The organism is Nocardia sp. NPDC003482, assembly GCF_053588115.1.
The window spans coordinates 60,217-83,569 of sequence record NZ_JBSFPI010000011.1 but is presented as its reverse complement, the minus strand read 5'-3'; the positions used below and the strand labels follow the sequence as shown (position 1 = coordinate 83,569).

The window sequence follows — 23,353 nt, the reverse complement described above, 5'->3', positions numbered from 1 at the left end:
GGTGCACGCGGGGGTGGTCTCATCGACCGGGCAGGCACCCAATCGCCCCAACTACCCAGGAAACAACGCCCCCGCCAACACCGGCACCACCAACCCCCGCTGCCACCCCCGAGCCCCACCCGCCTTCAAGAACTCATCGATCTCCCGCCCCGGATCCTCCGGCCGCACCCCACTCCGATACGCCCCCAACCCATCCCAACACAACCGCCGCAACAAATCCGGCGTCAACAGATTCTCCACCGGCACCGAATACCGAGCAGACAACTCGCCCATAGCCGCCCGAGCCGCCGCCAGCCGCGCGGCCGCCGCCGGATCCCGCCGCTCCCACCGATTCACCGGCGGCGGACCATCATACGGCTGGCTCAAGGTCGGCAACTCCGAATCAGTAAGCGCCCGAGCCCGTTCCACCGCACCGAGCCAGTCCCGCGAATACCGCCGCTGCCGCGGCCCCCCGAACACCGGCAAGGCCCGCAACTGACCGATAGACTTGGGATCGGTCTCCGCCGCCGCGATGATCGCCGAATCCGGCAGGATCCGCGCCGGAGCCACATCCCGGCTACGCGCCAATTGATCTCGCGTGGTCCACAATTCGCGCACGATCGCCAATTGCCGCGCCCGGCGCAACGTATGGATCCCCGACGTGCGCCGCCACCGCTCCGCCCGCGGCGGCCCCGGCTCCAGCGTGCGCACATGTTCGAATTCCTCTGCCGCCCAAGCGGATTTGCCCTGCTCCTCCAGCGATTCGGCGACCGCCTCGCGCAGTTCCAGCAGCAGCTCCACATCGAGCGCGGCGTAATTGAGCCACTCGGCGGGCAACGGACGCGTCGACCAGTCGGCCGCGCCGTGCCCCTTGCGTAACTCGCGACCCAATAGTCGCTCGACCATCGCCGCGAGCCCGACCCGTTCGAAACCGGCCAGCCGCCCGCCCAACTCGGTGTCGAACAGCCGCGCGGGCCGCAGGCCCAGCTCGGCCAGTCCGGGCAGATCCTGATCGGCCGAGTGCAGCACCCACTCCAGGTCGTTGATCACCTCCGCGAGGGGAGCGAGATCCTCGTCCACGGGGATGGGGTCGATGAGCACCGTGCCCGAACCCTTGCGCCGCAATTGGATCAGATAGGCGCGATTGGAATAGCGGAATCCCGAGGCGCGCTCGGCGTCCACCGCGAGCGGACCGTCACCGGCGGCCAGCCGGGCGGCGGCGTCGGCGATATCGGCCGCGGTATCCAATACCGGTGGCACGCCCTCGGCGGGTGTCAGCAGGGGAACCGCGGTCGCATTCCCCCCGACCCCACCCGGGAAATTCTCGGACTCGTCGGGCATAGCCCAGAACTTTACGTTGCGGTCAGAACCGGTCGTCGGCAATCTGCGGACCCGGCCGCAAATGCGTTATGCCCGCCGGGGGCAATCCCGCCGCATAGGCCAGCACTTCGCAGAAAGCCTCGACGTGCGGTCCGAGCTCGGTCGAGCCCACTGTCCAGGAGGCACGCAGTTCGAGCTGATACGCGCGCGGCGGTCCGGCGATGTCGCCGTAGCGGACCGAACTGGTGGACGTCACCGTCCCACCCAACGCCGTGAACTGCTCGTTCCGCGATTCCAGGGCATCGACCAGCCAACTCCACGCGACCTCGGGGAGCAGCGGATCACCGGCGAGAGCGGCATCGATATCGGCCTGAATGTAGGCCACCAGCCGGAAAACCCCGTGCCACGCCTCCTGCCCGTTCGGATCGTGCAGCAGGATCAGCCGCCCGAAGGCGTCGCCCTCCGAATCGACCGGAATAACATTCGTGTCGGGATGTTTGACCTCCGCTCCGATGGCGTATGAATAGGGAGCCAGGCGTTGCGGCGGCCGGATCGGTGCGAGCTCGATCCGGGGATGCACGGAGGCGGTGCCCATCGCATCGACCGCCGCGCGAAACTGGGCGGGTTCGCTGTCCGGTCCCGGAGTCGGTGCGGCGCCGTCGCGGAAGTCGAGCGGTGTCACGTCTGCGAACTTAAACCCGAACGGCGTCCCTCGGTCGGAGGCGCGCGGTTGAAGGTTGATGAATCTGGGTTCGCGGCACCACATACGATGGCGATGATGAGCACACCTACCCGCCGCCGGTTGTCCGATGCGCCCTTCCTCGCCGCCGCCACGGGCGCTCGGCCGACGCGGCGTCCCGTCTGGTTCATGCGGCAGGCCGGGCGGTCGCTGCCGGAGTATCGGGAGGTGCGGGCCGGGATCGGGATGCTCGAGTCCTGCTTCGATCCCGAACTGGTCTGCGAGATCACGCTGCAACCGATCCGTCGGCACGGCGTGGACGCGGCGATCCTGTACTCCGACATCGTGGTTCCGCTCAAGGCCGCGGGCGTCGATCTCGACATCGTGCCCGGCGTGGGTCCGGTCATCGCCCAGCCCGTGCGCACCACCGACGCCGTGCGCGCCCTGCCGCGGCTGCGGCACGAGGAGGTCGGCGCGGTCGCCGAGGCCGTGCGGCTGCTGGTGGACGAACTGGGTGACACGCCGCTCATCGGATTCGCCGGAGCGCCCTTCACTCTCGCGTCCTACCTGGTCGAGGGCGGCCCGAGCAAACATCACGAGCGCACCAAGGCGATGATGCTCGGCGACCCCACCACCTGGCACGCGCTGCTCGGCGTGCTCACCGACATCACCATCGAGTTCCTGCGCGCCCAACTCGCCGCCGGGGTGGACGCGATCCAGCTGTTCGACTCCTGGGCCGGTGCCCTGTCGCTGGCGCAGTACCGCGAGTACGTGTTGCCGCATTCGGAGCGGGTGTTCGCCGAACTGGCCGAGGCCGGCGTGCCGCGCATCCACTTCGGCGTCGGCACGGGGGAGTTGCTCGGCGCGATGGGGGAGGCGGGCGCCGATGTGGTCGGCGTCGACTGGCGGATTCCGCTGCCCGAGGCCGCGCGCCGCGTCGGACCCGGAAAGGCGTTGCAGGGCAACCTCGATCCGGCCGCCCTGTTCGCGGGCACCGCGGTGGTCGAACGCGAGGTGCGGCGGATCGCCGACGAGGCCGACGAGGCGCTGGCCCTCGGCGCGGCCGGGCACATCTTCAACCTCGGGCACGGGGTGATGCCCGACACCGACCCCGGCGTGCTCACGGCCACGGTCGAATTCATCCACGGTCTGTCGGTGTAGCCGTGCGGGTCGCGGTCATCGGGGGCGGCATCAGCGGTCTGGTCGCGGCGTATCGGCTGCGCGCCGAACTGGGGGAGACCCTCGAGCTGACCCTGTTCGAACGCCGCGACCGCGTCGGCGGCATCCTGCGCACCCGCGACATCGAAGGCGACCCGGTCGATCTCGGAGCCGAGGCGTTCGTCGGCCGCCGCCCCGAAATCCCCGCGCTCATGCGCGAATTGGGCATCGAAGACCAACTCGTCCACCCGGCGGGCCTACGCCCCCTGATCTGGTCCGACGGCGCGACACACCCCCTCCCCGAACGCACCCTCATGGGCATCCCCTCCGGCCCCGCCGCCGTCGCCGGACTGGTCGACGACGCCACCTTGCAGCGGATCACCGACGAACCGAACCGCCCCCTCCACTGGGACCGCGGCACCGACACCTCCGTCGGCGCCCTGGTCTCCGACCGCTTCGGCGACCAAACCGTCCGCCGCAGCGTGGACCCCCTCCTCGGCGGCGTCTACGCCGGACTGGCCGACACCATCGGCATCCGCGCCGCCCTCCCCACCCTCGCCGCCGCCCTCGACGCAGGAGCCCCCAACCTCACCCAAGCCGTAACCACCGCCCTGCCACCCCCGTCGACCGCCCCGGTCTTCGGCGGCATCCGCGACGGCTACCGAGTCCTGCTCGACGCCCTCTTGGAAGCCGCCGCCCCCGACCTCGAAATAACAACGGCCGCAATAAGAATCGAGCGAATTGACCGCAAGTGGTGCGTCTACACCGCCACGCCCGCAACGGGCACCGAACCGATCCCGAACCGCTCGAACGTCCATAACAACCTGGCGGCCAGGGATCACGATGGCGCCGCTCTCGGCGCGCAGGTCGATACCGAAACGGCCGCAACAGATTTCGAGCGCACCCCCGACGGTTCACGCGCCGTCGGCCCGGCCGCCCAGGGTCTCGGAGAGTCCGCGCCTGGCACTCGCGCGGTTGGTTCGGCCGCCCAGGGTCCCGAACAGGCCGTGTCCGGCGCGCGCGGCGCTGGCTCGGCCGCCCGAGGTCCCGGGGAGGCCGTGCCCGGCGCGCGTGGCGTCGGTTCGGCTGCCCAAGGCCCCGCACAGGCAGCGCTGGACTCGCGACGCGACACACCTCCCGCCCCAACGGATCTCGAAGCTGGCTGGCGCATCGGCCCACTGGGCGAATTCGATGCCGTGATCCTGGCGACACCCGCCCCCGTGACCGCCCGGCTGCTGGCCTCCGTCGCCCCGGACGCCGCCCGAGCCGCCGAAGGCATTGGCACCGCGTCCTCGGTCGTCGTGGCCTTGGCGCTGCCCGCCGACACCCCGCTACCCCAGAACTCCGGCATCCTCGTCGCCACCGGAGAACCCTTGCGTGCCAAGGCTTTCACGTTGTCGAGCCGCAAATGGACCCATCTCGCCGAGCGCGAGGTCGCCCTGGTGCGCGCCTCCTTCGGCCGGTTCGGCGACGACCGCCCGCTCTCCTGGAGCGATGAGGAGCTGATCGCCGCCGCCGTCGAGGACCTGGCGACCGTGACCGGCATTCAGCCGCAACCGAAGTCGGCCGTCGTGCAACGCTGGCCCAACGGCCTGCCCCAATACGCTCCCGGCCACACCGAACGCGTGACCACCATCGAGGCCGCCGTGGCCGAACTCCCGGGCCTCGCCGTCGCCGGATCGTATCTGCGCGGCGTCGGCGTCCCGGCCTGCGCGGCGGCCGGAACCGCCGCGGCTCGGCGGATTCTCGGCGTGGCACGATAGAACCATGGCGCGACTCGATTACCAGGCCCTCAACTCGACCATCCGGTACCTGATGTTCTCGGTGTTCCAGGTGGAGCCGGGTGTGCTCGGGGACGATCGCGAGGCCGCGATCAAGGAGGCGCGCGCGTTCTTCGACTCGCTCGACGAGCGCGGGGTGGTGGTGCGCGGCATCTACGACGTCGCCGGGATGCGCGCCGACGCCGACTTCATGATCTGGAGCCACGCCGAACGCATCGAGGACCTCCAGTCCGCCTACGCCGACTTCCGCCGCACCACCGAACTCGGCCGCGCCAGCACCCCGGTGTGGAGCAACGCCGCGCTGCATCGCCCCGCCGAATTCAACAAGAGCCACATCCCCGCCTTCCTCGCGGGCGAGGACCCGGGCAACTACATCTGCGTCTACCCCTTCGTCCGCTCCTACGAGTGGTACCTCCTCCCCGACGAGCAGCGCCGCAAGATGCTCGCCGACCACGGCAAGGAGGCCCGCGGCTACCCCGACGTCCGCGCCAACACCGTCGCCGCCTTCGCCCTCGGCGACTACGAGTGGATCCTCGCCTTCGAGGCCCCCGAACTCCACCGCATCGTCGACCTCATGCGCGACCTGCGCGCCACCGAGGCCCGCATGCACGTCCGCGAAGAAGTCCCCTTCTTCACCGGCCCCCGAGTCGAACTCGACCACCTCATCACCGCCCTACCCTGAAGCGCTCCCCCCACCCGCCACGGCAACCCAGCCGCACCCTTTATTCGAATCCGCACCCCCTGCATGGCCCGATAACGGGTGCGGATCCGAATAAGGGGTGCGGCTGGGCGTACGTTGCCGCCGGACGGGCATAACGTCAGAGCAAACCTCTGGCTGCACCCCTCCGGAAAGGGATTCGCGCGATGGATGTACTGGTGGCGGGATCGTCCGGCTTCGTCGGCAGCCGACTGTGCCCGGAACTCGAGCGGGCCGGGCACACGGTCCGCGCGATGACCCGCCGCCCGCACTCGTATCACGGTGCGGGACAACCGATTCGGGGCGACGTGCACGACCGCGACTCACTGCGCGCGGCCATGGACGGCTGCCAGGCCGCCTACTACCTCGTCCACTCCCTCGACGACCCCAAATTCGAGCAGCGCGACGCCGACGCCGCCCGCACCTTCGGCGAGGTCGCGGCCGAGGCGGGCCTCGAGCGCATCGTCTATCTGGGCGGGCTCGGCGCGGAGGGCGACGACCTCTCCCCGCACCTGCGCAGCCGCCGCGCGGTCGAACGACTCCTCGGCGTCGGCGGCGTGCCCGTCACGACCCTGCGCGCGGGCGTCATCATCGGCCACGGCGGCATCTCCTGGGAGGTCACCCGCCAACTCGTGGAGCATCTGCCCGCCATGGTCACCCCCAAATGGGTGCACGTCCGCACCCAGCCCATCGCCCTGGACGACGTGGTCCGCTATCTGGTCGGCGTGCTCGACGAGCCCGAAACGACCGGTCGCACCTTCGAGATCGGCGGCCCGTACGCGCTCACCTTCGCCGATATGCTGCGCCGCGTCGCCGACCTCGAGGGCAGACCGCTCATCCTGGTTCCCGTCCCCCTGCTGTCGCCCTGGCTGTCATCGCTGTGGCTGTCCCTGGTCACCGACGTCGACTCTCGCACCGGCCGTTCCCTCGTCGGCTCGATGGTCAACGAGACCGTCGTCCACGACGACAGCATCCGCGAACTGCTGCCCTTCGAACCCCTCGACTACGACGAGGCCGTCCTGCGCGCCCTGCGCGACCGAGTGAAAGCCCGACACGCCGCATGAGCACGAGAACAGTCGGCGCGGTCTGGCTGCTCGGCACCGCCCTGCTGCGCCGCTCCCTGTCCGCCCCACCCGATTCGACCGAGTTCTACACCCAGAGCCTCGCCACCGCAGCCACCTTCGCCGTCGGCGGAACCGCTTGCGGCCCACCACGTTTCGCCGCCGACCGCCCCGCCCGCACGGCCCTGACCGCCACGGCCACCGGCGTCGGCGCCTTCGGCGTCTTCTACGGCTGCGCCCTCATCGCCCGCCGCATCCCGATCCTGAACCGAGCCATCACCGACGTCCTCGGCTACGCCCGCTTCGGCACCACCCCCCGCGCCCTGGCGGTCGCCCTGATCAATGGCGCCGCCGAGGAGATGTTCTTCCGCGGCCCGGTCTACGACGCCTCCGGCAAGCACCCCGTCGCCACATCCACAGTCGTCTACTGCTTGACCACGGGAGCCACCGGCAACCCGGCCCTCACCCTCGCCGCCGCCCTCATGGGCACCCTGTTCGCCCTCGAACGCCGCACCACCGGCGGCATCGGCGCCCCCCTACTCACCCACCTGACGTGGTCGACCCTGATGGTCCGCTACCTCCCCCCGCTGTTCCCCATCACTCCTTCGGCAGCAGCCGCAACGAAATCGAGTTGATGCAGTACCGCTTGTCCGTCGGCGTGTCGTACCCCTCGCCCTCGAACACGTGCCCGAGGTGGCTGTGGCAGTTGGCGCACAGCACCTCGACTCGTCGCATACCGAGGGAGTTGTCCTCGCGCAGGATCACCGCGTCGGAGTCGGCGGGGTCGAAGAACGACGGCCAGCCGCAGTGCGAGTGGAATTTCTCGGTGCTGCGGAACAATTCGGCACCGCAGGCGCGGCAGGCGTAGACGCCCTCGGTCTCGGTGTCGGTGTACTCGCCGGTGTAGGCGCGTTCGGTGCCCGCCTCGCGCAGCACCGCGTACTCCTGCGGGCTCAGCCGCGCCCTCCACTCCTGCGGCGTGAGCTGAATCTTCGGCGCGGGCAGGGACGTGTCGGAACTCATGCATACGAGTCTAGTGTGGCCCACGGCCCTGTCCCTTTGGCCGCCGCGCAGTCGAACCCGGCGGAACGAGCCCGCCGCCTAACTCAACGCGGTGGCCCGCGCGTCCGGCTCCCCGACCTCGCGGACGTCCGGCTCGATCAGAGCCCGTTCGGTCTCGGCGGCCACGGGCCGCGGCGTCGAATCCTCCAGCAGGAATGCCGGTTCGATACCCCCATCCAGCCGCCCCTCGCGCCGCGCGGCCAGATACCGGTCACCCAGCACGCAGAACGTCACGATCAGCAGCAGCCCCCACCCGAACGTGACCCGCAGGTATTCCAGTGCCCGACCCGTACTCTGCCAGTGGTCGAGCAACCACTTGTCGTAGGTCATGAACCCGAAGATCGCCAGCCACGCGGGCCAGTTGCGCAGCACCGAGTTTCGCAGCACGACGGTCATCAGGAACGGGAACAACATCATCGAGTAGTACTGCTGACCCAGCCCCGACAGCAGGAACAGGGCGGTCAGGAGAATGCCTGTGCTCGTGCACACGAAGAACAGTTCGTCCTCGCGGCAGTACCGATACAGCAGCCACAGCGAAACCAGCACCAGCACACCGACGCTCAACCGGATGGTCCACGTCAACCAGACGGGCAGCCCGTAGTAGCTCGCATTACCGACAATGGCGCTGTTGAAGTAGTCCCGCGACTTCAACAGATACGGCAGCGTCCGATTCACGAAATCCATCGGATCCGTGATCAACGGCCACGCCACCGCGTTCAACACGACCGGCACCCCCACCGACGTGATCAACACCTTCCACTGCCCCCGCATGATCGGAATCAGCAACAGCGGAGCCAACGTCGGCTTGACCGCGATCGTCAACCCCATCACCACGCCCGCGAGCAGATCCCGCCGCTTCAACAGCAGATGGATGAACACCACCTCGGCCAGCAGCACGCACCCGTTCACATTGCCGAAAGCCAGTGTGTTGATAACGGTTTCGGAGGCGAACATCAGCAGCAACAACAACGGCGCGGCGGGGGAGGAGAGCCGAAAGCCGAACAGCCGCAACAGCAGATACCAGGCCAGCACGATCGCGATCGCGTTGAGCCCCATGAAGCACCACTTCGACGCCTGCGGATCGATGATCGCCAACGGCGCGATCAGCAGCGTCCCGCTCGGCGGATACAGGTAGTGCGGATCGACGTAGTCGAAGTTCTCGTTGTACACGGCCCGGCCGTTGAGGAACGCCAGCGAGGCCCGATAGACCGGCGCGAAGTCATCGGTGATGGTGAAGTTGGTGGCCTTCACGAACACCTGATGCAGCACGGTCATGACCGCGAACGGCCACAGGACGAAGTTCAAGACCTCGGCGGTCGTGCGAGCGGTGCGGGGCTCGAGCTGACGAAACAACACTGGGGCACGGTACACCGGAACCCCTACCCGACGTACCACGGACCCGCCGTTCAACCGTGCTTCAGACCACTTCGCGCCCCCTTTCGACATCACCCGCGCGGTACGCCCGCTCACGCCTCAAGCCGGGCAGGCCGTCCCGTCCGCGGGCAACTTCGCGTCCTTCAGATACGCCACCAACGCCTGCTGCCCGCACCCCGAATGATTGAGCACCGGATGCCCGTACCCCTGCCACCGGATCGTCGCCGTCCCGGCCCCCGCCCGCCCCAGCGCGCCCGTGACGGTCGGCAGGGCGTCGCTTCCGGTGACCGGATCGGCCGTCGCCCCCAGCAGCAGCACCGGCAGCGTGAGCTTCTCCGGGAGCTGGGTGGGGTTGGGTACGGGCCAGGCCGCGCACGCCATCATGCGCACGGCCGCGTCCTTACCGAACACGGGATACGTTCCGCCCCAAGTGTTTTCGAGTTCCCGCGCGCGTTCGGGCGTGGCGGGCTGCTGATTGTCCGAACACCGCGAGACGAACTGCCCGTCCGATCCGACCGACCCCGACTGCCGCTGCAACAGCGCATTGATCGGCCCTCGATCCCCGCGCCCGGCCGCCGACAAGGCGTCCGCGAGTTCGCCCACCCGATTGCTCTGATCGGCCCGCGGATCCCCGAGGAACCCGGCGATCCCGGTCAGCAACGCCCCCGCCGACAGATCACCCAGACCCCCGGCCCGCGCCCGATTCACCAGATCGAGCACGGCCGCCCGCGGATCCGCCCCCAACGAGCAGTTCAACCCCGCACACCGCTGCGCGAACGCGGTCAACGCCGCCTCTTCCCCCTTCACGCGTTGTTCGGTCCGCGTCACCGCGTCGGCGTCCACGGCCTGCGGCGCGTCCAGGACCAACCGCGCCAGATGATCCCCGTACTTGGCCGCGTAACTCGTCGCCACCCGGCCCCCGCTGCCCGTCCCCACGAGCGCGATCCGGTCGACCTGCCACGCCTTGCGCAACTGCTCGATGTCGTCGGCGGCGTGCGGCGCGTCGAACGTCCGCTGATAGGGCTGCAAGAAGTCCTGACAGGCGACCGTCGCGTCCTGGCTCAGCTTCACCATCGCGTCGACCTGGTCCCCGCCCGCGAACTGCGCCGAATCGGCCAGCCCCCGCCGCGTGTCGGTGGCCATACAGTCGATCGCCTGCGAATTGCCCACTCCGCGCCGATCCACCGCCACCACCGGATGTGCCGCCAGCAGCGCCGAATTCGGCCCCGTCGCCAGCCCGGCCAGGGTCTCGGTCGAGGACCGGTCGCCCCCGGAGGTCAGCACCACCGGCGCGGCGTCGGCGGGCGTATTCGCCAGCTTGGCCCGCACGGCCGCGGTCCGGAACGTGCCCAGCACCGACCCGCTCGTATCGATCGGCGTGGAGAACTCGGCGCATTCGAACACCAGACCCGCCGGGGGAGCGCCGAGCCCGAGCTTGCCGAATGTGGGTGCGGCGCAATCGCGCCAGGCCAGATCCGTCTTCGGCACCTCGGGTCCGGGCGGCGGCGCGGGCGCGGCGGATGTCGTGGGGGGCGATCCCGCCTCGTGCGGCCGCTCCACCGCGACGCCGGGGCGGCTCGACGGACCCGCGCCACACGCGCCGACGAGGACAACCGTCAGCGACGACGACATCAGCAGGGCGGCCCGACTCCAGCGCATGCGCTACAGCCTGCCAGGTCCATCGAGCCGTTTCAGCTCTGGGTGTGCGTGCGTTCCCAGCGTGTCAGCACCGAACCGTCGTCGTCGAGCAGCGCGTGGCACAACGTCATCGGCGTCGGCATCTCCTTGGGCGCCACCGCGATTCGGCCCGCGGTGCCGCCCACGAGCAGTGGCGACACCGTCAGGCACAACTCGTCCACCGCCCCGGCCGCGATGAGCTCGCCGAACAGCGCGGGCCCGCCCTCGCACAACACCCGCAGCAACCCGCGTTCGGCGAGGGCCGCGCGAATGCCCGCCGCCGTGACCGAGGTGTCGCCCGCCTCGATCACCTCCGCGCCCGCGTCGGCGAGTTCGGCCTTGCGGTCCGCGGGCGCGTCGGTGGTGGTGAGCACCAGCGGCGGTCGGGTGGTATCGGTGAACAACCGGCTCGCCGGATCGAGCGCCGCACTGGCCGTGACCACCGCGATCGGCGGCGCGGAGCCGTCCTGCGCGCCGCCCAGCCCGTGATGGAACAGCCGGATGCGCCGGAAGCTGTCGGTGCGCGCGCCGCCGTAGTTCTCCGACCGCGCCGTGCCCGCCCCGACCAGCACCACATCGGCCAGATCCCGCAGAATCCGGAACACCGCCTTGTCGGCCGGACCGCCCAGCGCGCCCGACCGGCCGTCCAGCGTGACCGCCCCGTCGATGCTCGACACGAAGTTGATTCGCACCCAGGGTGATTCGAGCCTCGCCGGATACGTGTAGAGGCGCACCAGTTCGTCGGTGCTCAGCTTTGTGAACTGGATCGCATTGGGCACACGCTGCATAACGACCGATCACACCACGTCAGTACGCTACATGCGTGCAACAACACCTCGTCGATCGCAACCCGGAGGTCCCGGCCGATCAGCTCATCGCGCAGATGGTGCCGCCGCCCACATTCGACGAGGTGAGTTTCGCCTCCTACATTCCCGCCCCCGACGAACCCAGCCAGGCCGAGGCCGTGGCCAAGGCCGAGCGGTTCGCCGGACAGGTCGCCAAGATCCACGCCGCGCAGGGCCGCAAGACCCTGTTCGGCAAGAAGAAGCAGGTCGACGGCGCGGGCCTGTATCTCGACGGCGGTTTCGGCGTCGGCAAGACCCACCTGCTGGCCTCGATCTTCCACGCCTCGCCCGCACCCAAATCGTTCGGCACCTTCGGTGAGGTCACCAATCTGGTGGGCGCGCTGGGTTTCGCGAACGCCGTCGAACGACTGTCCGGCAACAGCGTGTTGTGCATCGACGAATTCGAACTCGACGACCCTGGCGACACCATGCTCGTGTCCAGACTCCTTACCGAACTCACCGCGCGCGGGGTCTCGGTGGCCGCGACCTCCAACACGCTGCCCGACCAGTTGGGCGAGGGCCGCTTCGCCGCGCAGGACTTCCTGCGCGAGATCCGCAAGCTCGGCGCGCTGTTCGAGACCGTGCGCGTCGACGGCCCCGACTACCGCCACCGCGACCTGCCGCCCGCGCCCGAGCCCACCGATCCGGCGCACCTGGCCGAAAAGGCCGCCGCCACACCGGATTCCACACTCGACGAGTTCGACGCGCTGCTGCGACATCTGAGCACCCTGCACCCCTCCCGGTACGGGGCGCTGATCTCGGGCGTGTCGGCGGTGTTCGTGTCGGGGGTGCACACGCTCACCGACCAGGCGGTCGCGTTGCGCGTGGTGGTTCTGGCCGACCGGCTCTACGATGCGGGTATTCCGGTCACGGTGTCCGGGGTGAAGCTGGACAAGATCTTCTCCGAGGAGATGCTCGGCGGCGGCTACCGCAAGAAGTACCTGCGCGCCATCTCCCGGCTGCTCGCGCTGTCGCGGTACGAGGTACCGACCGCCTGAGGAAAGGAATCTTCGTGGCCCACCGCTCCGTTCGTCTCGCCGCGCCGCTGATCACCGCGGTCCTCGCCTGCGGTCCCGTCGCCGGGGTCGCGCTCGCCGTCGAACCGCCCGCGGCCACGAGTTCGGTCGTGACCGATCTCGACCAGCGCTCGCTCGGCTTGCAGGGTGTGCTCAACGCCCGCGACCTCGGCGGCTACCGCACCACCGACGGGCACGTGGTCCGCTCGGGTCTGGTGTTCCGCACCGGCGAGCTGAGCAAGGCCACCGACGCCGACCTGGCCGCGCTCACCGATCGCGGGGTGCGCGCGGTCGACGATCTGCGCATGGCGATCGAACGGGCCGTGGCTCCCGACCGGACACCCGTTGGCGCGCAAGCCCATTGGGACGACATCATCGGCCAGGCCCCGCCGCAGGTGATGGCCTCCGCGATCACCGCGGGCCCGGATCTGTACCGCGCCTTCATCACCGCGCCCGGCGCGAGCGAGGGCTTCGCGAACGTCGTGCGCGACATCCTGGCGGGCGACGGCGCGGTGCTCTACCACTGCACCGCGGGCAAGGATCGCACCGGCTGGATGTCGGCGGTGCTGCTGACCCTCCTCGGCGTCGACCGCCAGACCGTCACCTACGACTACCTGTTGTCGAACTACTACCGCGACGCCGCGCCGAACGACACCCTCAACGGCGTCGCCCCCGCGGCCCTCGACGCCGCGTTCGACCAGGTGGACCAGAGCTACGGGTCGTTCGACAACTACGTACGGGACGGGTTGAAGCTCAGCGCCGACGATGTCGCGGCGCTGAAAGCCGCACTGCTGTCCTGATTTCCGATCGCTTCCAACTGGGCGCAATGTCGTTAGCGGACGTAAGATTGCGCGTGTCCGTGGTCACGGACGCTCGATCGTTTTCCGTTGCGTCACAGCTGGTTCTACCGATCGGAGGAATGCCGTGCGTACTGAGGGAGATACCTGGGACATCGTGAGCAGCGTCGGGGCGACGGCCCTCGGCGTCGCCGCCGCCCGGGCACTCGAGTCCGAACAACCCGACGCGTTGATCCGCGACGATTTCGCCGCCCGCTTCGTCACCGCCTCCGGCCACGAGGGCATGACCCGCTGGCTGCACGAGGATTCGGACCGCGTCGAATCCAAGCTGGCCTCGACCATGATCGGCCTGCGCAGCCGGTTCTTCGACGAACACTTCCGCGCGGCCGCCGCGGACGGGGTGCGGCAGGCGGTGATCCTCGCGGCCGGTCTCGACGCGCGCGCCTATCGCCTGGACTGGCCCGCGGGGACCACGGTGTTCGAACTCGATCAGCCCAAGGTGCTCGAATTCAAGGCCCGGGTCCTCGACGAACACGACGCGGTGCCCGCGGCCCGGCGGCACGCCATCGCCATCGATCTGCGCGAGGACTGGCCCGCGGCACTGCTCGACTCCGGTTTCGATCCGGGCGCGCCCACCGCGTGGACCGCCGAGGGTCTGCTGCCGTATCTGCCGGGCGCGGCGCAGGAGGCGCTGTTCGAACGCGTCGAGCGACTGTCGGCGCCGGGCAGCCGCCTGGCCCTTGACTCGATGAGCGATCTGCGGGACCTGGATCGGATGGCCGAATTCCAGGCCGAGCAGCTGCGGGGCACGCCGATGGCCGAGCTCGATCTGCGCGAGCTGTTCTACACCGACGACCGCAGCGCGCCCGAAACCTGGTTCGGCGCGCGCGGCTGGACCGCGGATTCGCTGACGGTGCGGGAACTTTCGGCTCGTTACGGCCGCGCGCTGCCGGAGATTCCGGAGGTGTACGAGACCATGTTCCTCGGGGCGCGGTTCGTCGCGGTCGCCAAACCGGTCACAGCGCCATCTGCATGACGTAGTCCTCGCACACCCGCGAGCCGACGGTGAAGGTCTTGGTGCCGACGCGTTCGAATCCGTGTTTGGCGTAGAAGCGTTGGGCGCGTTCGTTGTACTGGTTCACCCCCAGCCACACCACGGCGAATCCACCGCGGCGGGCGGTGTCGACGGCGGCGGCCATCAACGCCGTCGACACGCCGCTGCCGTGATGGCCGGGGAGCACGTACATCTTGCTGATCTCGATCACCGGGCGCGCCGTAACCGCTTGTGCCACATCGGGATCGGCGGGTTCGCCCGCGACCAGCATGGTGTAGCCGACGATCTCCGCGCCCGCTACGGCCTTGAGCACGGTCCGGTGCGGATCGCTGAGGTAGTCGCCGAAGTGGTCCTCCGACAGCACGTTCGCGACGAACGCGTCGATGTCGGCGGGCGCCAATTCCGGCGGGCACGCGAGCGGGAAGGTGGCCGCCGCGACATCGCTCAGGGCCTCGGCGTCCCACAGCCCGGCCCGGTCGACGGTGACTGGGGTATCGATCATGGTCCTATCGCACCACAACCGACCGACGCGGATGGAACCACCGGGCGGACCCGATCAGCAGCACCGCGAAGATCAGCGGGATGACGAATCCGACGCGCCGCGAGGTGGCGTCGGCGACGGCCCCGACCACGCCGCCGCCGATGAGGGTGCCCGCGTAGTTGAACAGGTTGAGCCGGGCGATCACCGCGTCGAGCCCCCGTCCGCCGGTCAGCTCACCCGCCTCGCTGAAGCACAGCGGCGCGATCACCGGCAGCCCGAGCCCCGCGACGAGGAATCCGAGCAGCGCCGGGACGGGGGAGGGGGCGGCCACGACGAGCAGCAATCCGACCGACCCGATCGCGGCGGCCGTGCGGACCACCGCCCGCGCCCCGAACCGCCGCGTGAACGCGTCGCCCGTCGCCCGCGTCAGCAGCGACGCCCCCTGATAGGCCGCCAAGGCCAGCGCTGCCGTCGCCGACGACGACAGCAGATCGTCCTTGAGATACAGCGCCGACCAGTTGCCCACCGCGAGATCCACCGCGAACACCAGCGCCATCGCCACCCCGAACGCCAAATACGCTCGCAGCCCGACCCTTTCGGCCGCCGCGGCCTCCTCGGGTTCGGCCTCCGCCTGCCGCGTCCCCAGCAACCGCGGCCCCAGGACCAGCCCCGCGACGAACACCACCCCCGCCGCGATCCCGAGCGTCCAACTCGCGTGCACCCCCACCTTCTCCGACCCCGCCACGAACAACGCCCCCAGAATCGATCCCGCACTCCACGCCGCGTAGAACGACGCCAACACGAACGTCCCCAACCCGTGCTGAATGAACACCGCCTGCATATTCGTACTGGCGTCCACCATCCCCACCGCCACCCCGTAACCCCCCAACGCGACGAACAACACCCCCACACTCGGCGCCACCGCCACCCCCACCCCCGTCACCCCGATCAACCCCAACCCCACCCGCACCGCGACCCGACTCGACCACCGCACCGCCACCGCTTCGGCCACCAGACTCCCCACCGCCGCCAACACCGAAACCATCACCACCGCCCCCAAAACCTCCCCATCCCCCAACCCGAACCGATCCCGCTGCTGCGGCAACTCCGTCAACACCACAGCCAAGAAGAACCCCTGCAACCCGAACGCCACCCCATTGGCAACCCGAGCCCCCCGAACCACCGCCAAACCCATTGCGGCAGCCTAACCCCCACCACCCCCAGGCCCACGAACCCAGCCGCACCCTTTATTCGAATCCGCACCCCTTCCAGGGCCCCGAAACGGGTGCGGATCCCAACAAGGGGTGCGGCTGGGTTCGTGGACGGGGTCTCGGCGCGGCCTCGTTCCACGCTCGTTGGTCACGCCGACGAACCGGTTGCATAACGAATCCGGTCGGGTTCACGTGAACTGTCCTGATCTTTGCGGCACTCTGGAGGGAGCAGGCCGGAACGGTCGGCGGGTGCACGGTGTAGGGGAAGTGGTCGCGTGAGCACGAAGGAACGGACCGAGGTCGGGCCAGCGGGCGCGGCGGTGCTGGCGCCCACGGATATGCCCGTGGTGGAGCCGAATCCGCGCGGACATCAGCCGGGGGAGCGGTGCCGGGAGCCGGGGTGCGGTAACTGTCACTGGGATGTGCAGCGGTTCAAGTACTGGCTCCGCGGTCGGCTGCTGGCGTGCGGCGCGGACGACGCCGAGGTCGACCGGCCGCTCGGCGCGCAGACTCCGAGTGTGTTGTGGCGCAAGGGTTCTCGCCGCTGCGCGATCGAGGTGCGCAGCGCCCCGGTATCCTTGGCGCACGCGCAGGAACGCACGGCCCGCCTGCGCGCGGTCGGCTGCGACGAGGTCCTGTGGTTGTGCGCCCCCGGCTTCTGGGTACCGCGCCTGCCCGCCCTCGGCGTCGACGACTTCGCCCCGGCGGTCTGCGAGTACCGCGCCGTCTCCGGACGCGTCGAGGCGGGCCCCGCGGGCGTGGTCGAACCGACCGAAAAGTCCTGGGCGGTACGGGATTTCCTGGACGGCTGGGTATCCGGCGACCTGGCCTGGGGCTGGCGCGACGAGACGACGGGAGGATGGGCGACGGTGACCGACTGGGAGCAGCACACCCGCGCGCAGGCACTGCTCATCGCGCAGCAGCGCCAGGAACTCGTCCACCAGCGCACCGCATTGGCCTTGGCCCGCAAGGCCACCCGCGACAAGGCCAAACAGATCCACAAACTCCTGGGCCGCCTCGAACGCGCCGAACAGACCGCCGAGGACCTCGACGCCACCCGCCGCCGCCTCGCCGACCACGACCGCGTGGACGCCACCCTCCGCGTCACCATCGCCAAACAACAAGAGGCCCTGAAACATTGGCAACTGATCACCTGTTTCGCCGTCCTGGTGATCATCACCTTCATCGCGGCAGGGCTCATGCTGCACTGACCCGCCCCGCCGAAATCCGGCGGAGGTCGTGCCCAGAGGGGTCCCGCAGGCGCGGGACCCTCAACGCGCCGCCCGTCCCGCCAACACCGACGCCGCCGTCCCACCGACAGCACACCCCACCACCGTCATCCACGCCACCGGCCCCAGCGGCACACACCCGAAGAACCGGCTCACTCCCGGCGTCATGATGATCCCCGCCAGCAGCGCCCCGCTGCCCGCGACGGTCGCCCACACCAGTCGGCTGTCCCGCCCGATCATCAGCGTCTGACCCAGCTGCGTTCCGATCAACGCCGCCAGCGCCATCGTCTCCGCGCGTCGCCGTCGCCCGGTGTACCGGCCGATCAGCCATGCCGCCCCCGCCCCGGCGGTCGTGCAGGCGCCGCGCACCGCGACCGCGCGCAGGAAGTCCCCGCCGATCTCCGGCGGCGGGCCCAGCGTTCCGTCCTCGGTCTCGGTGTGCCCGGACAACGCGACCGCCATCGCCGGACCCAGGTCGGTCAGCAGATTCACCACCAGGAACTGCCGCGTCCCGATCGGCGCGCGGCCGGACAGCAGCGTGCCCAGCACCGTGAACGTCACCTCCCCGGCATTACCGCCCACCAGCACCCCGATCGCGTCGCGCACCCGCTGCCACATGCCCCGCCCCTCGGCCAGCGCGTCGCGCAACACGGTCAGATCCGACCCCGAATCCGGTTGTGTCAGAATCAGATCCGCCGCCTCCCGCGCGGCGACCGAACCTCGCGCGGCCAGCCCGATGCCGACATCGGCGGTCCGGATGGCCGCCGCGTCGTTGGACCCGTCCCCGGCCATCGCGACCGCGTGCCCGTGCCGTTGCAGGGCCGATACGATCCGCACCTTGTGCTCGGGCGACACCCGCGCGAAAACCGTTGCGTGCTCGATCAATTCACCCTGCGCGTCCTCGTCGAGCGCGTCGATGTCCGCGCCGGTGACCACCGTCTCGGCGGGAATGCCGAGCTGTTCGGCGATCGCGCGCGCGGTGATCGGATGGTCCCCGGTGATCATCCGCACCCCGATCCCGTTGTGCGCCAACTCTTCCACGAGCTGCCGGGCCTGCGGTCGCGGGCTGTCGGCGATCCCGATGAATCCGAGCAGGGTGAGTTGCTCGATCTCCTCGGTGACATCGTCGGGGGCCGTGGCGAAGTCGCGCCGCGCCACCACCAGCACCCGCAACCCGCGCGCCGCCATCCGTCGCACCGCCTCCTCGGCGACGGTCCGATCCTCGGCGGTGAACTCCTGCACGCGACGTCCGGATCCCTTGGCGCGCAACACTTTCTCGCATCGCGGCAACAGCACCTCCGGCGCGCCCTTCACCGCGAGCCGCAGATGTTTGGCGGTGTGCCCGATGGCCGCCGCGTACCCGCGATAACTCTCGAACGGCACCTCCTCGATGGGATCCCAAGTGTGCGCGGCCTGTTCGCCGAGCGCGGTGTCGGCCGCCTCGACCACCGCGCGGTCGGTGGCGTGCACCAGCGGCCCGTCCGCCGGATTCGGGCAGGCTCGCGCCGCCGCCCGCAGCAGCCGCCGCGCCTCCGCGGACTCCTCGGCCCGGTCGGCGTCCCAGTCGTCGTCGAGATCACCGAGCGCGACCAGCCGCAACCGCCCCTCGGTGAGGGTGCCGGTCTTGTCGAAGCAGACGGTGTCGACCCGGCCCAACGCCTCGATCGTGCGACTGGACCGCACCAGCACCCCGCGCCGCGACAGCCGCCGCGTCGCCGCCAACTGCGCCACGGTCGCCACCAGCGGCAGGCCCTCCGGCACCGCCGCCACCGCGACCGCGAGCCCGTCGGCCAGCGCGGGCCGCAACGGCAGCCCGCGCAGGAAACTGGCCGCGGTGACGGCGGTTCCGCCGCTGAGCGTGAACGGCAACACCCGCTCGGTGAGGCTGTGCAACTGCGCCTGCACGCCCCCGGTGGGCGGCGGCCCGGCCACGGCCAGCGCCCGCCCGGCCTCGGTGCCGGACCCGACCGCGACCACCACGGCCCGCGCCGTACCGTTCACGATGACGCTGCCCTCGAACACCATGCAGGACCGATCTGCCAGTGCCGCACCGGGCGTCGCCGATATCCGCTTCTCCACGGTCACCGATTCACCGGTCAGACCGGATTCGTCGACCTCGAGCCCGTCGGTCTCCAGCAGCCGCGCGTCGGCCGGAACCACCTCGCCGGAGGACAACGCGATGACATCGCCCGGCCGCAGATCCGTTGCGGGCAAACGCTTCTCGGTGTCGTCGGCGATGACCCGCGCTTCGAGTCGTTCCCCGACCAGCAAGCGGTGCAACGACATTCGCGCCCGGCGACGCTGCGCGGCCGATACGACCGCGTTCAATCCGAGCACCGAACCGACCAGCAGCGCGTCGGTGGGCGACCCCAGCAGCGCCGAGGCCACCGCCCCCACCGCCAGCAGCGGCGTCATCGGATCGGCCAGTTCGCGGCGCACGTGCCGGGCGAGATCGATCAGCGTCGCCGCGGGCGCCGCGCACCGGCCCGCGAGCCGCTCGCCCACCGACGCCAACCGCGACGGCGGCGGCGGTGCGAGCCGTTTCGGCGCGGGCAGCCGCGACAGCACCTCGTCGGCCTCGAGCGCGTGCCACGGGACCAGCGGCACCCGGGTCGGCGGCGCCGAACTCGCGGCCCGCCGCCCGCCGATGAATCCGGTGGTCAGCCCGAGGAACGTCGCCGCCCAGATCGGACTCGTCGCCCGCGCGGGCCTGCTCCCCGCGGGCCCGGCCGCGAGCAGCAGACCCGCCAGCGTCGCCGCCGACAGGGTCAGCACCCGCCCCCGCTCGCTGACCTCCCTCGCCCGTCCGGCTGCCGCGATGATCACCCGCGCGCACCCGAGATCCGGGCATACCACATCCGCCTGCCACGGCACGTGCAGCGTCCCGCCGTCCCCGTGCGCGACCATCCCGATCCCGAGATCCGCCGCTCCCAATCCGCGATGCGCTTGGGTGCTGAGCACCGCGACCACATGTCCCTGCCGCTGCATCCGCCGCACGAGCTCCGTCACCGAAACGCCCGCTCGCACGAACTCGTCCGCGCTGCGGCGCAGTTCTCCCGTCCCCTCGTCACCGATGAGCACCACCCGCAACCCGGCCTTCCGCGCCGCCGCCAGCAGGCCCACCGCGTCCGGATGCGGCTCGCGGCCGATGAGCACGCGCCCGACGGTCCGGCCTCGTTCTCGCAGCAGATACCAGCGGGGATCGCCTGGCTCGGGAACGTCACCCGCACAAGGCCTTCCGCATCGTTCGTCGCGGATGTCTATATTCGCGTCATCCTCGTCTCCCGCGACAGCCTCGGTCGGCTGCTGGCCATGCCCCGCCGTCCGCTTCGATTCCGAATATGTTGTGCCCGAGCCACTCCCGGTCGGGCTTGAATGTGTCGTACCCGAGCTGTCCGCCGTCGGCTCCAAAAGGTTTGTGCCCGAGACATCCCCGCTCTCCACCGAAAGAATGGTGCCCGAGTCATCTCCGGTCGGCGCCGAGTGGGCGGACTCGTGTTCTTCGGTCTCCTCCAAACTCACTGGGGGAGTGCCGTTCCCGGTTGACCCCAACCGCATCGCGGTCGTGTCACCGGCAGCGCGGCTCGCCGCGATCGCATCGCCGTCCCGCTCCGTCTCCGAATGGATCTCCTCGGACGAGGTCGCACGCGTCGGTTCATCGGAGTCGAAACCCTTTGCTACCGAACGGTTCTCATCGATCCCTCCGTGCTCGTCCTCGTGCGGCACATCCTCGGGAACCAATTCCAGATCGGCCCGCCGACGCCCCCGCGGCGGCGGAATCGGCAACTCGTGGCCATTGCGCCACAACAGCCGCTGGGTCGCGCTCCAGACCTGCTCGGTCGGCCAGTCGTCGGTCGCGCTGTCGGCGGCGAGGACGACCGACCGTTCCCCGCGAACGGCGTGCCGGTCGACGACAATGGCCGAAACCCGATCCAGCCGCCGCCACAGCAACGGATCGATGGTCAGCACGCCGCGCGCGGACATGGCGGTCGCCAAGGTTCCGGCGAACACCTCCCGCCCCGCGCGGGCCGCCTTCGGCACACCGGCGGCCACCGCGTCGGCGGCGTCGCGCACGCCGCGACCACCGGTGAGCGTCGCCGCGGAGACCAGGGTGGAGGCCGAGCTGACCTCGTCGGCGCTGCGTTCGACGGGTCCGCGCGGCAGCGGCACGGGACGCGGTCCGGGCGTGCGGCATTCGGGCACGCCGGGCTGCTCGGGATCGGCGAGCCGGTCGTCCCAGCGTCGCCACTGCGCGTACCGCGCCCCCGCCTCGACCAAGCGCACCGACCGCTGCACGGCATCGGCGAGCAGGCTCGTCACCTGCGAATCCATCGCCTGGCTCAATGCGTTCCCGACCGTGATCACGGTATCGGTGCGATGCCGCCCCAACTGCGCCTCCAGCAGACCCCGCACCCGGGGCTGCCCGTCGACGAATCCGACCGTCGCGCGCAGCACATTCGCGGGCGGCGGCAACGGCAGCGTTCGCCCCGCCAGCGCCGCCCCGAGCCCGATCACATCCCCCGCGAGCTGCAACGCCGAGTTCAGCACCGGTTCGACATCCGCCGGATGCTCCACCGTCCGACTCCACGGCAGCTCCGCGGTCCCGGCCACCTCCTCGATCTTCTCCAGCAGCGTCTCCAGCCGCCCGGGCGAGAGCGCCTCGCCGGCCACCGTCACATGCCCGGTCGCCGCATTGACCCGAACCCACTCCACCCCTGGTTCCGCCCCGAGCCGCCCCCGCAACGCACCCCCGACCTCCCCGCCGTCCGCCCCCCGCAATCCCCGCACCTCGGCATGAATCCTATTGCCCCGCACACTGATCCGCCGCTGCCGCCGCAACCGCCGCGGATCGAACAACGCCCCGATCTCCCGCCCGACCCCCTCACCCAACTCCCCGACAACCTCCCCAACCCCAGCATCCAGCACCCACCCCACAGGTCTGCGCACAAACCCGGCCGCCGGGTCCAACACCCGCGCCGCCCTCGCCGCCGACTCCCGCGCGAAGCCAGCAGCGGGATCGAGAACCCGCGCCACCGCCGCCCCGGGATCGCGCACCAGCTCAGCGGCAGGGTCCAGCACTCGCCCTGCCACGATCGCCGGGGTACGCATGAGTTCGGCGGCGGGGTCCAATACTCGCGCTGCCGTCATCGCGGGTCCGCGCATGAGTTCGACGGCAGGGTCCAGCACCCGCGCTGCCGTCATCGCGGGGTTGCGTACGAGATCGGCGGCAGGGTCCAGAACCCGCGCTGCCATCGAAGCGGGGTTGCGCATGAGTTCGGCTGCAGGGTCCAGCACCCGCGACGCCATCGCCGCCGGGTTGCGCATCAATTCGGCGGCAGGGTCCAGCACCCGCGACGCCGCTGCCGCCGGATCACGTATGAATTCGGCGGCGGGATCCCACACCCTCGACACCAACTCCGCGGGTCTGCGGGCCAATTCGAAGCCGACGGCCATCGGGATACGGACAGGGGCGGTGACGATCGATCGGAGCGCTGCGATCATGGCGTGCTGCGGGCGGGTCGACGCGAACGGTTGGCCGGGCCGGACTGCTTGCGGGAACTCGACTTCCGCTTGCCCTCGACGGCCACCGGCTTCTCCGTCTCGGACGCCGAAACCTCTTGCGGCGGTTCATGTTTGCCGCGTCGCGCGAGATAGGCGATACCCGCCACCCCACCGGCCGCGGCCGCGATCGGCCATTCGACGAGTCCGGCCACGCCCGCGGCGGCGACCCCGAGCGCGGTGGCCGTCGGCGCGTCGATCCCGTTCCGGGCGCCCGAGACGGCCCCGGCGATCATGCCGCGCGCGGCCCCGGTGGTCGCGCCCACCGCGGCGCCGCCGACCGCGCCGGCCGCCTGCGCGGTGGCGGAGGCCGTGGAACCCAACGCTTTCGCAGTGCTCGATGCAATGCTCATGATTTCCCCGTCCTCTGGAT

19 protein-coding genes and 1 pseudogene are annotated in these 23,353 nt (G+C 70.3%); 10 read left to right on the top strand and 10 right to left on the bottom strand.

The window, feature by feature from the left end; translation table 11 throughout:
- Nucleotides 1–51: 51 nt before the first annotated feature.
- A complete protein-coding gene (locus ACWDSJ_RS18870; RefSeq protein ID WP_450033345.1) occupies nucleotides 52–1,320 on the bottom strand; it encodes an HRDC domain-containing protein in 1,269 nt (422 codons plus the stop codon).
- Between the two features lie 22 nt (nucleotides 1,321–1,342).
- On the bottom strand, nucleotides 1,343–2,065 hold the full coding sequence (locus ACWDSJ_RS18865) for a DUF3000 domain-containing protein (protein WP_450033344.1): 723 nt from the start codon (nucleotides 2,063–2,065) through the stop codon (nucleotides 1,343–1,345).
- 3 nt (nucleotides 2,066–2,068) lie between these two features.
- Between ACWDSJ_RS18865 and hemE the strand changes: the two genes are divergently transcribed.
- The 6 genes and pseudogenes from hemE (at nucleotide 2,069) to ACWDSJ_RS18835 (ending at nucleotide 7,310) form a co-directional block, all read left to right on the top strand.
- Nucleotides 2,069–3,139, top strand: coding sequence for a uroporphyrinogen decarboxylase (gene hemE, locus ACWDSJ_RS18860; protein WP_450033343.1), 1,071 nt, complete (start codon nucleotides 2,069–2,071; stop codon nucleotides 3,137–3,139).
- A gap of 2 nt (nucleotides 3,140–3,141) precedes the next feature.
- Nucleotides 3,142–3,891 (top strand): annotated as a pseudogene (locus tag ACWDSJ_RS18855) (FAD-dependent oxidoreductase); the annotation flags it as partial.
- 252 nt (nucleotides 3,892–4,143) lie between these two features.
- Nucleotides 4,144–4,899: an FAD-dependent oxidoreductase gene (locus ACWDSJ_RS18850; protein WP_450033498.1), complete on the top strand. Its 756-nt coding sequence runs from the start codon at nucleotides 4,144–4,146 to the stop codon at nucleotides 4,897–4,899.
- A gap of 4 nt (nucleotides 4,900–4,903) precedes the next feature.
- Complete coding sequence (gene hemQ, locus ACWDSJ_RS18845) at nucleotides 4,904–5,599, top strand: hydrogen peroxide-dependent heme synthase (RefSeq protein WP_450033342.1); 696 nt, start codon at nucleotides 4,904–4,906, stop codon at nucleotides 5,597–5,599.
- Between the two features lie 182 nt (nucleotides 5,600–5,781).
- Nucleotides 5,782–6,678 (top strand): NAD(P)H-binding protein, encoded by an 897-nt coding sequence (locus ACWDSJ_RS18840; protein ID WP_450033341.1) that lies wholly within the window; start codon nucleotides 5,782–5,784, stop codon nucleotides 6,676–6,678.
- Nucleotides 6,675–7,310, top strand: coding sequence for a CPBP family intramembrane glutamic endopeptidase (locus ACWDSJ_RS18835; protein WP_450033340.1), 636 nt, complete (start codon nucleotides 6,675–6,677; stop codon nucleotides 7,308–7,310). Before ACWDSJ_RS18840 ends, ACWDSJ_RS18835 begins: the two co-directional genes overlap by 4 nt.
- On the opposite strand, the gene msrB is transcribed toward ACWDSJ_RS18835, so the two are convergent.
- From msrB to ACWDSJ_RS18815, 4 genes are all read right to left on the bottom strand, one after another.
- Nucleotides 7,273–7,698 carry a peptide-methionine (R)-S-oxide reductase MsrB gene (gene msrB, locus ACWDSJ_RS18830; protein ID WP_387356629.1) on the bottom strand — a complete coding sequence of 142 codons (426 nt, stop codon included), beginning with the start codon at nucleotides 7,696–7,698 and terminating at the stop codon, nucleotides 7,273–7,275. The genes ACWDSJ_RS18835 and msrB overlap by 38 nt on opposite strands.
- 78 nt (nucleotides 7,699–7,776) lie before the next feature.
- The gene (locus ACWDSJ_RS18825) at nucleotides 7,777–9,132 is read right to left on the bottom strand and encodes a glycosyltransferase family 87 protein (RefSeq protein ID WP_450033339.1); all 1,356 of its coding nucleotides are present in this window, start codon (nucleotides 9,130–9,132) and stop codon (nucleotides 7,777–7,779) included.
- Between the two features lie 78 nt (nucleotides 9,133–9,210).
- Nucleotides 9,211–10,770, bottom strand: a complete 1,560-nt coding sequence (locus tag ACWDSJ_RS18820; protein WP_450033338.1) for an alpha/beta hydrolase — start codon at nucleotides 10,768–10,770, stop codon at nucleotides 9,211–9,213.
- 32 nt (nucleotides 10,771–10,802) lie between these two features.
- Nucleotides 10,803–11,576, bottom strand: a complete 774-nt coding sequence (locus tag ACWDSJ_RS18815; protein ID WP_387356634.1) for a pyrimidine reductase family protein — start codon at nucleotides 11,574–11,576, stop codon at nucleotides 10,803–10,805.
- Nucleotides 11,577–11,611: 35 nt separating this feature from the next.
- On the opposite strand from ACWDSJ_RS18815, the gene zapE reads away from it, so the two are divergent.
- From zapE to ACWDSJ_RS18800, 3 genes are all read left to right on the top strand, one after another.
- Entirely contained in the window at nucleotides 11,612–12,631 is a 1,020-nt protein-coding gene (gene zapE, locus ACWDSJ_RS18810) for a cell division protein ZapE (protein WP_450033337.1), read from the top strand.
- Nucleotides 12,632–12,645: 14 nt separating this feature from the next.
- Nucleotides 12,646–13,449 (top strand): tyrosine-protein phosphatase, encoded by an 804-nt coding sequence (locus ACWDSJ_RS18805; RefSeq protein WP_450033336.1) that lies wholly within the window; start codon nucleotides 12,646–12,648, stop codon nucleotides 13,447–13,449.
- A gap of 124 nt (nucleotides 13,450–13,573) precedes the next feature.
- Nucleotides 13,574–14,482: a class I SAM-dependent methyltransferase gene (locus ACWDSJ_RS18800; protein ID WP_450033335.1), complete on the top strand. Its 909-nt coding sequence runs from the start codon at nucleotides 13,574–13,576 to the stop codon at nucleotides 14,480–14,482.
- Here the strand turns inward: ACWDSJ_RS18800 and ACWDSJ_RS18795 are convergent.
- Nucleotides 14,463–15,002, bottom strand: coding sequence for a GNAT family N-acetyltransferase (locus ACWDSJ_RS18795; protein ID WP_387356641.1), 540 nt, complete (start codon nucleotides 15,000–15,002; stop codon nucleotides 14,463–14,465). The genes ACWDSJ_RS18800 and ACWDSJ_RS18795 overlap by 20 nt on opposite strands.
- Before the next feature lie 4 nt (nucleotides 15,003–15,006).
- Entirely contained in the window at nucleotides 15,007–16,176 is a 1,170-nt protein-coding gene (locus ACWDSJ_RS18790; protein ID WP_450033334.1) for an MFS transporter, read from the bottom strand.
- A 291-nt stretch (nucleotides 16,177–16,467) separates the two neighbouring features.
- Here ACWDSJ_RS18790 and ACWDSJ_RS18785 point away from each other — a divergent pair, with 291 nt between their 5' ends.
- Nucleotides 16,468–17,403 (top strand): hypothetical protein, encoded by a 936-nt coding sequence (locus ACWDSJ_RS18785; protein ID WP_387356643.1) that lies wholly within the window; start codon nucleotides 16,468–16,470, stop codon nucleotides 17,401–17,403.
- Between the two features lie 60 nt (nucleotides 17,404–17,463).
- On the opposite strand, the gene ACWDSJ_RS18780 is transcribed toward ACWDSJ_RS18785, so the two are convergent.
- Complete coding sequence (locus tag ACWDSJ_RS18780; protein ID WP_450033333.1) at nucleotides 17,464–22,923, bottom strand: HAD-IC family P-type ATPase; 5,460 nt, start codon at nucleotides 22,921–22,923, stop codon at nucleotides 17,464–17,466.
- A complete protein-coding gene (locus ACWDSJ_RS18775) occupies nucleotides 22,920–23,333 on the bottom strand; it encodes a hypothetical protein (protein WP_450033332.1) in 414 nt (137 codons plus the stop codon). Before ACWDSJ_RS18775 ends, ACWDSJ_RS18780 begins: the two co-directional genes overlap by 4 nt.
- Nucleotides 23,334–23,353 lie beyond the last annotated feature (20 nt).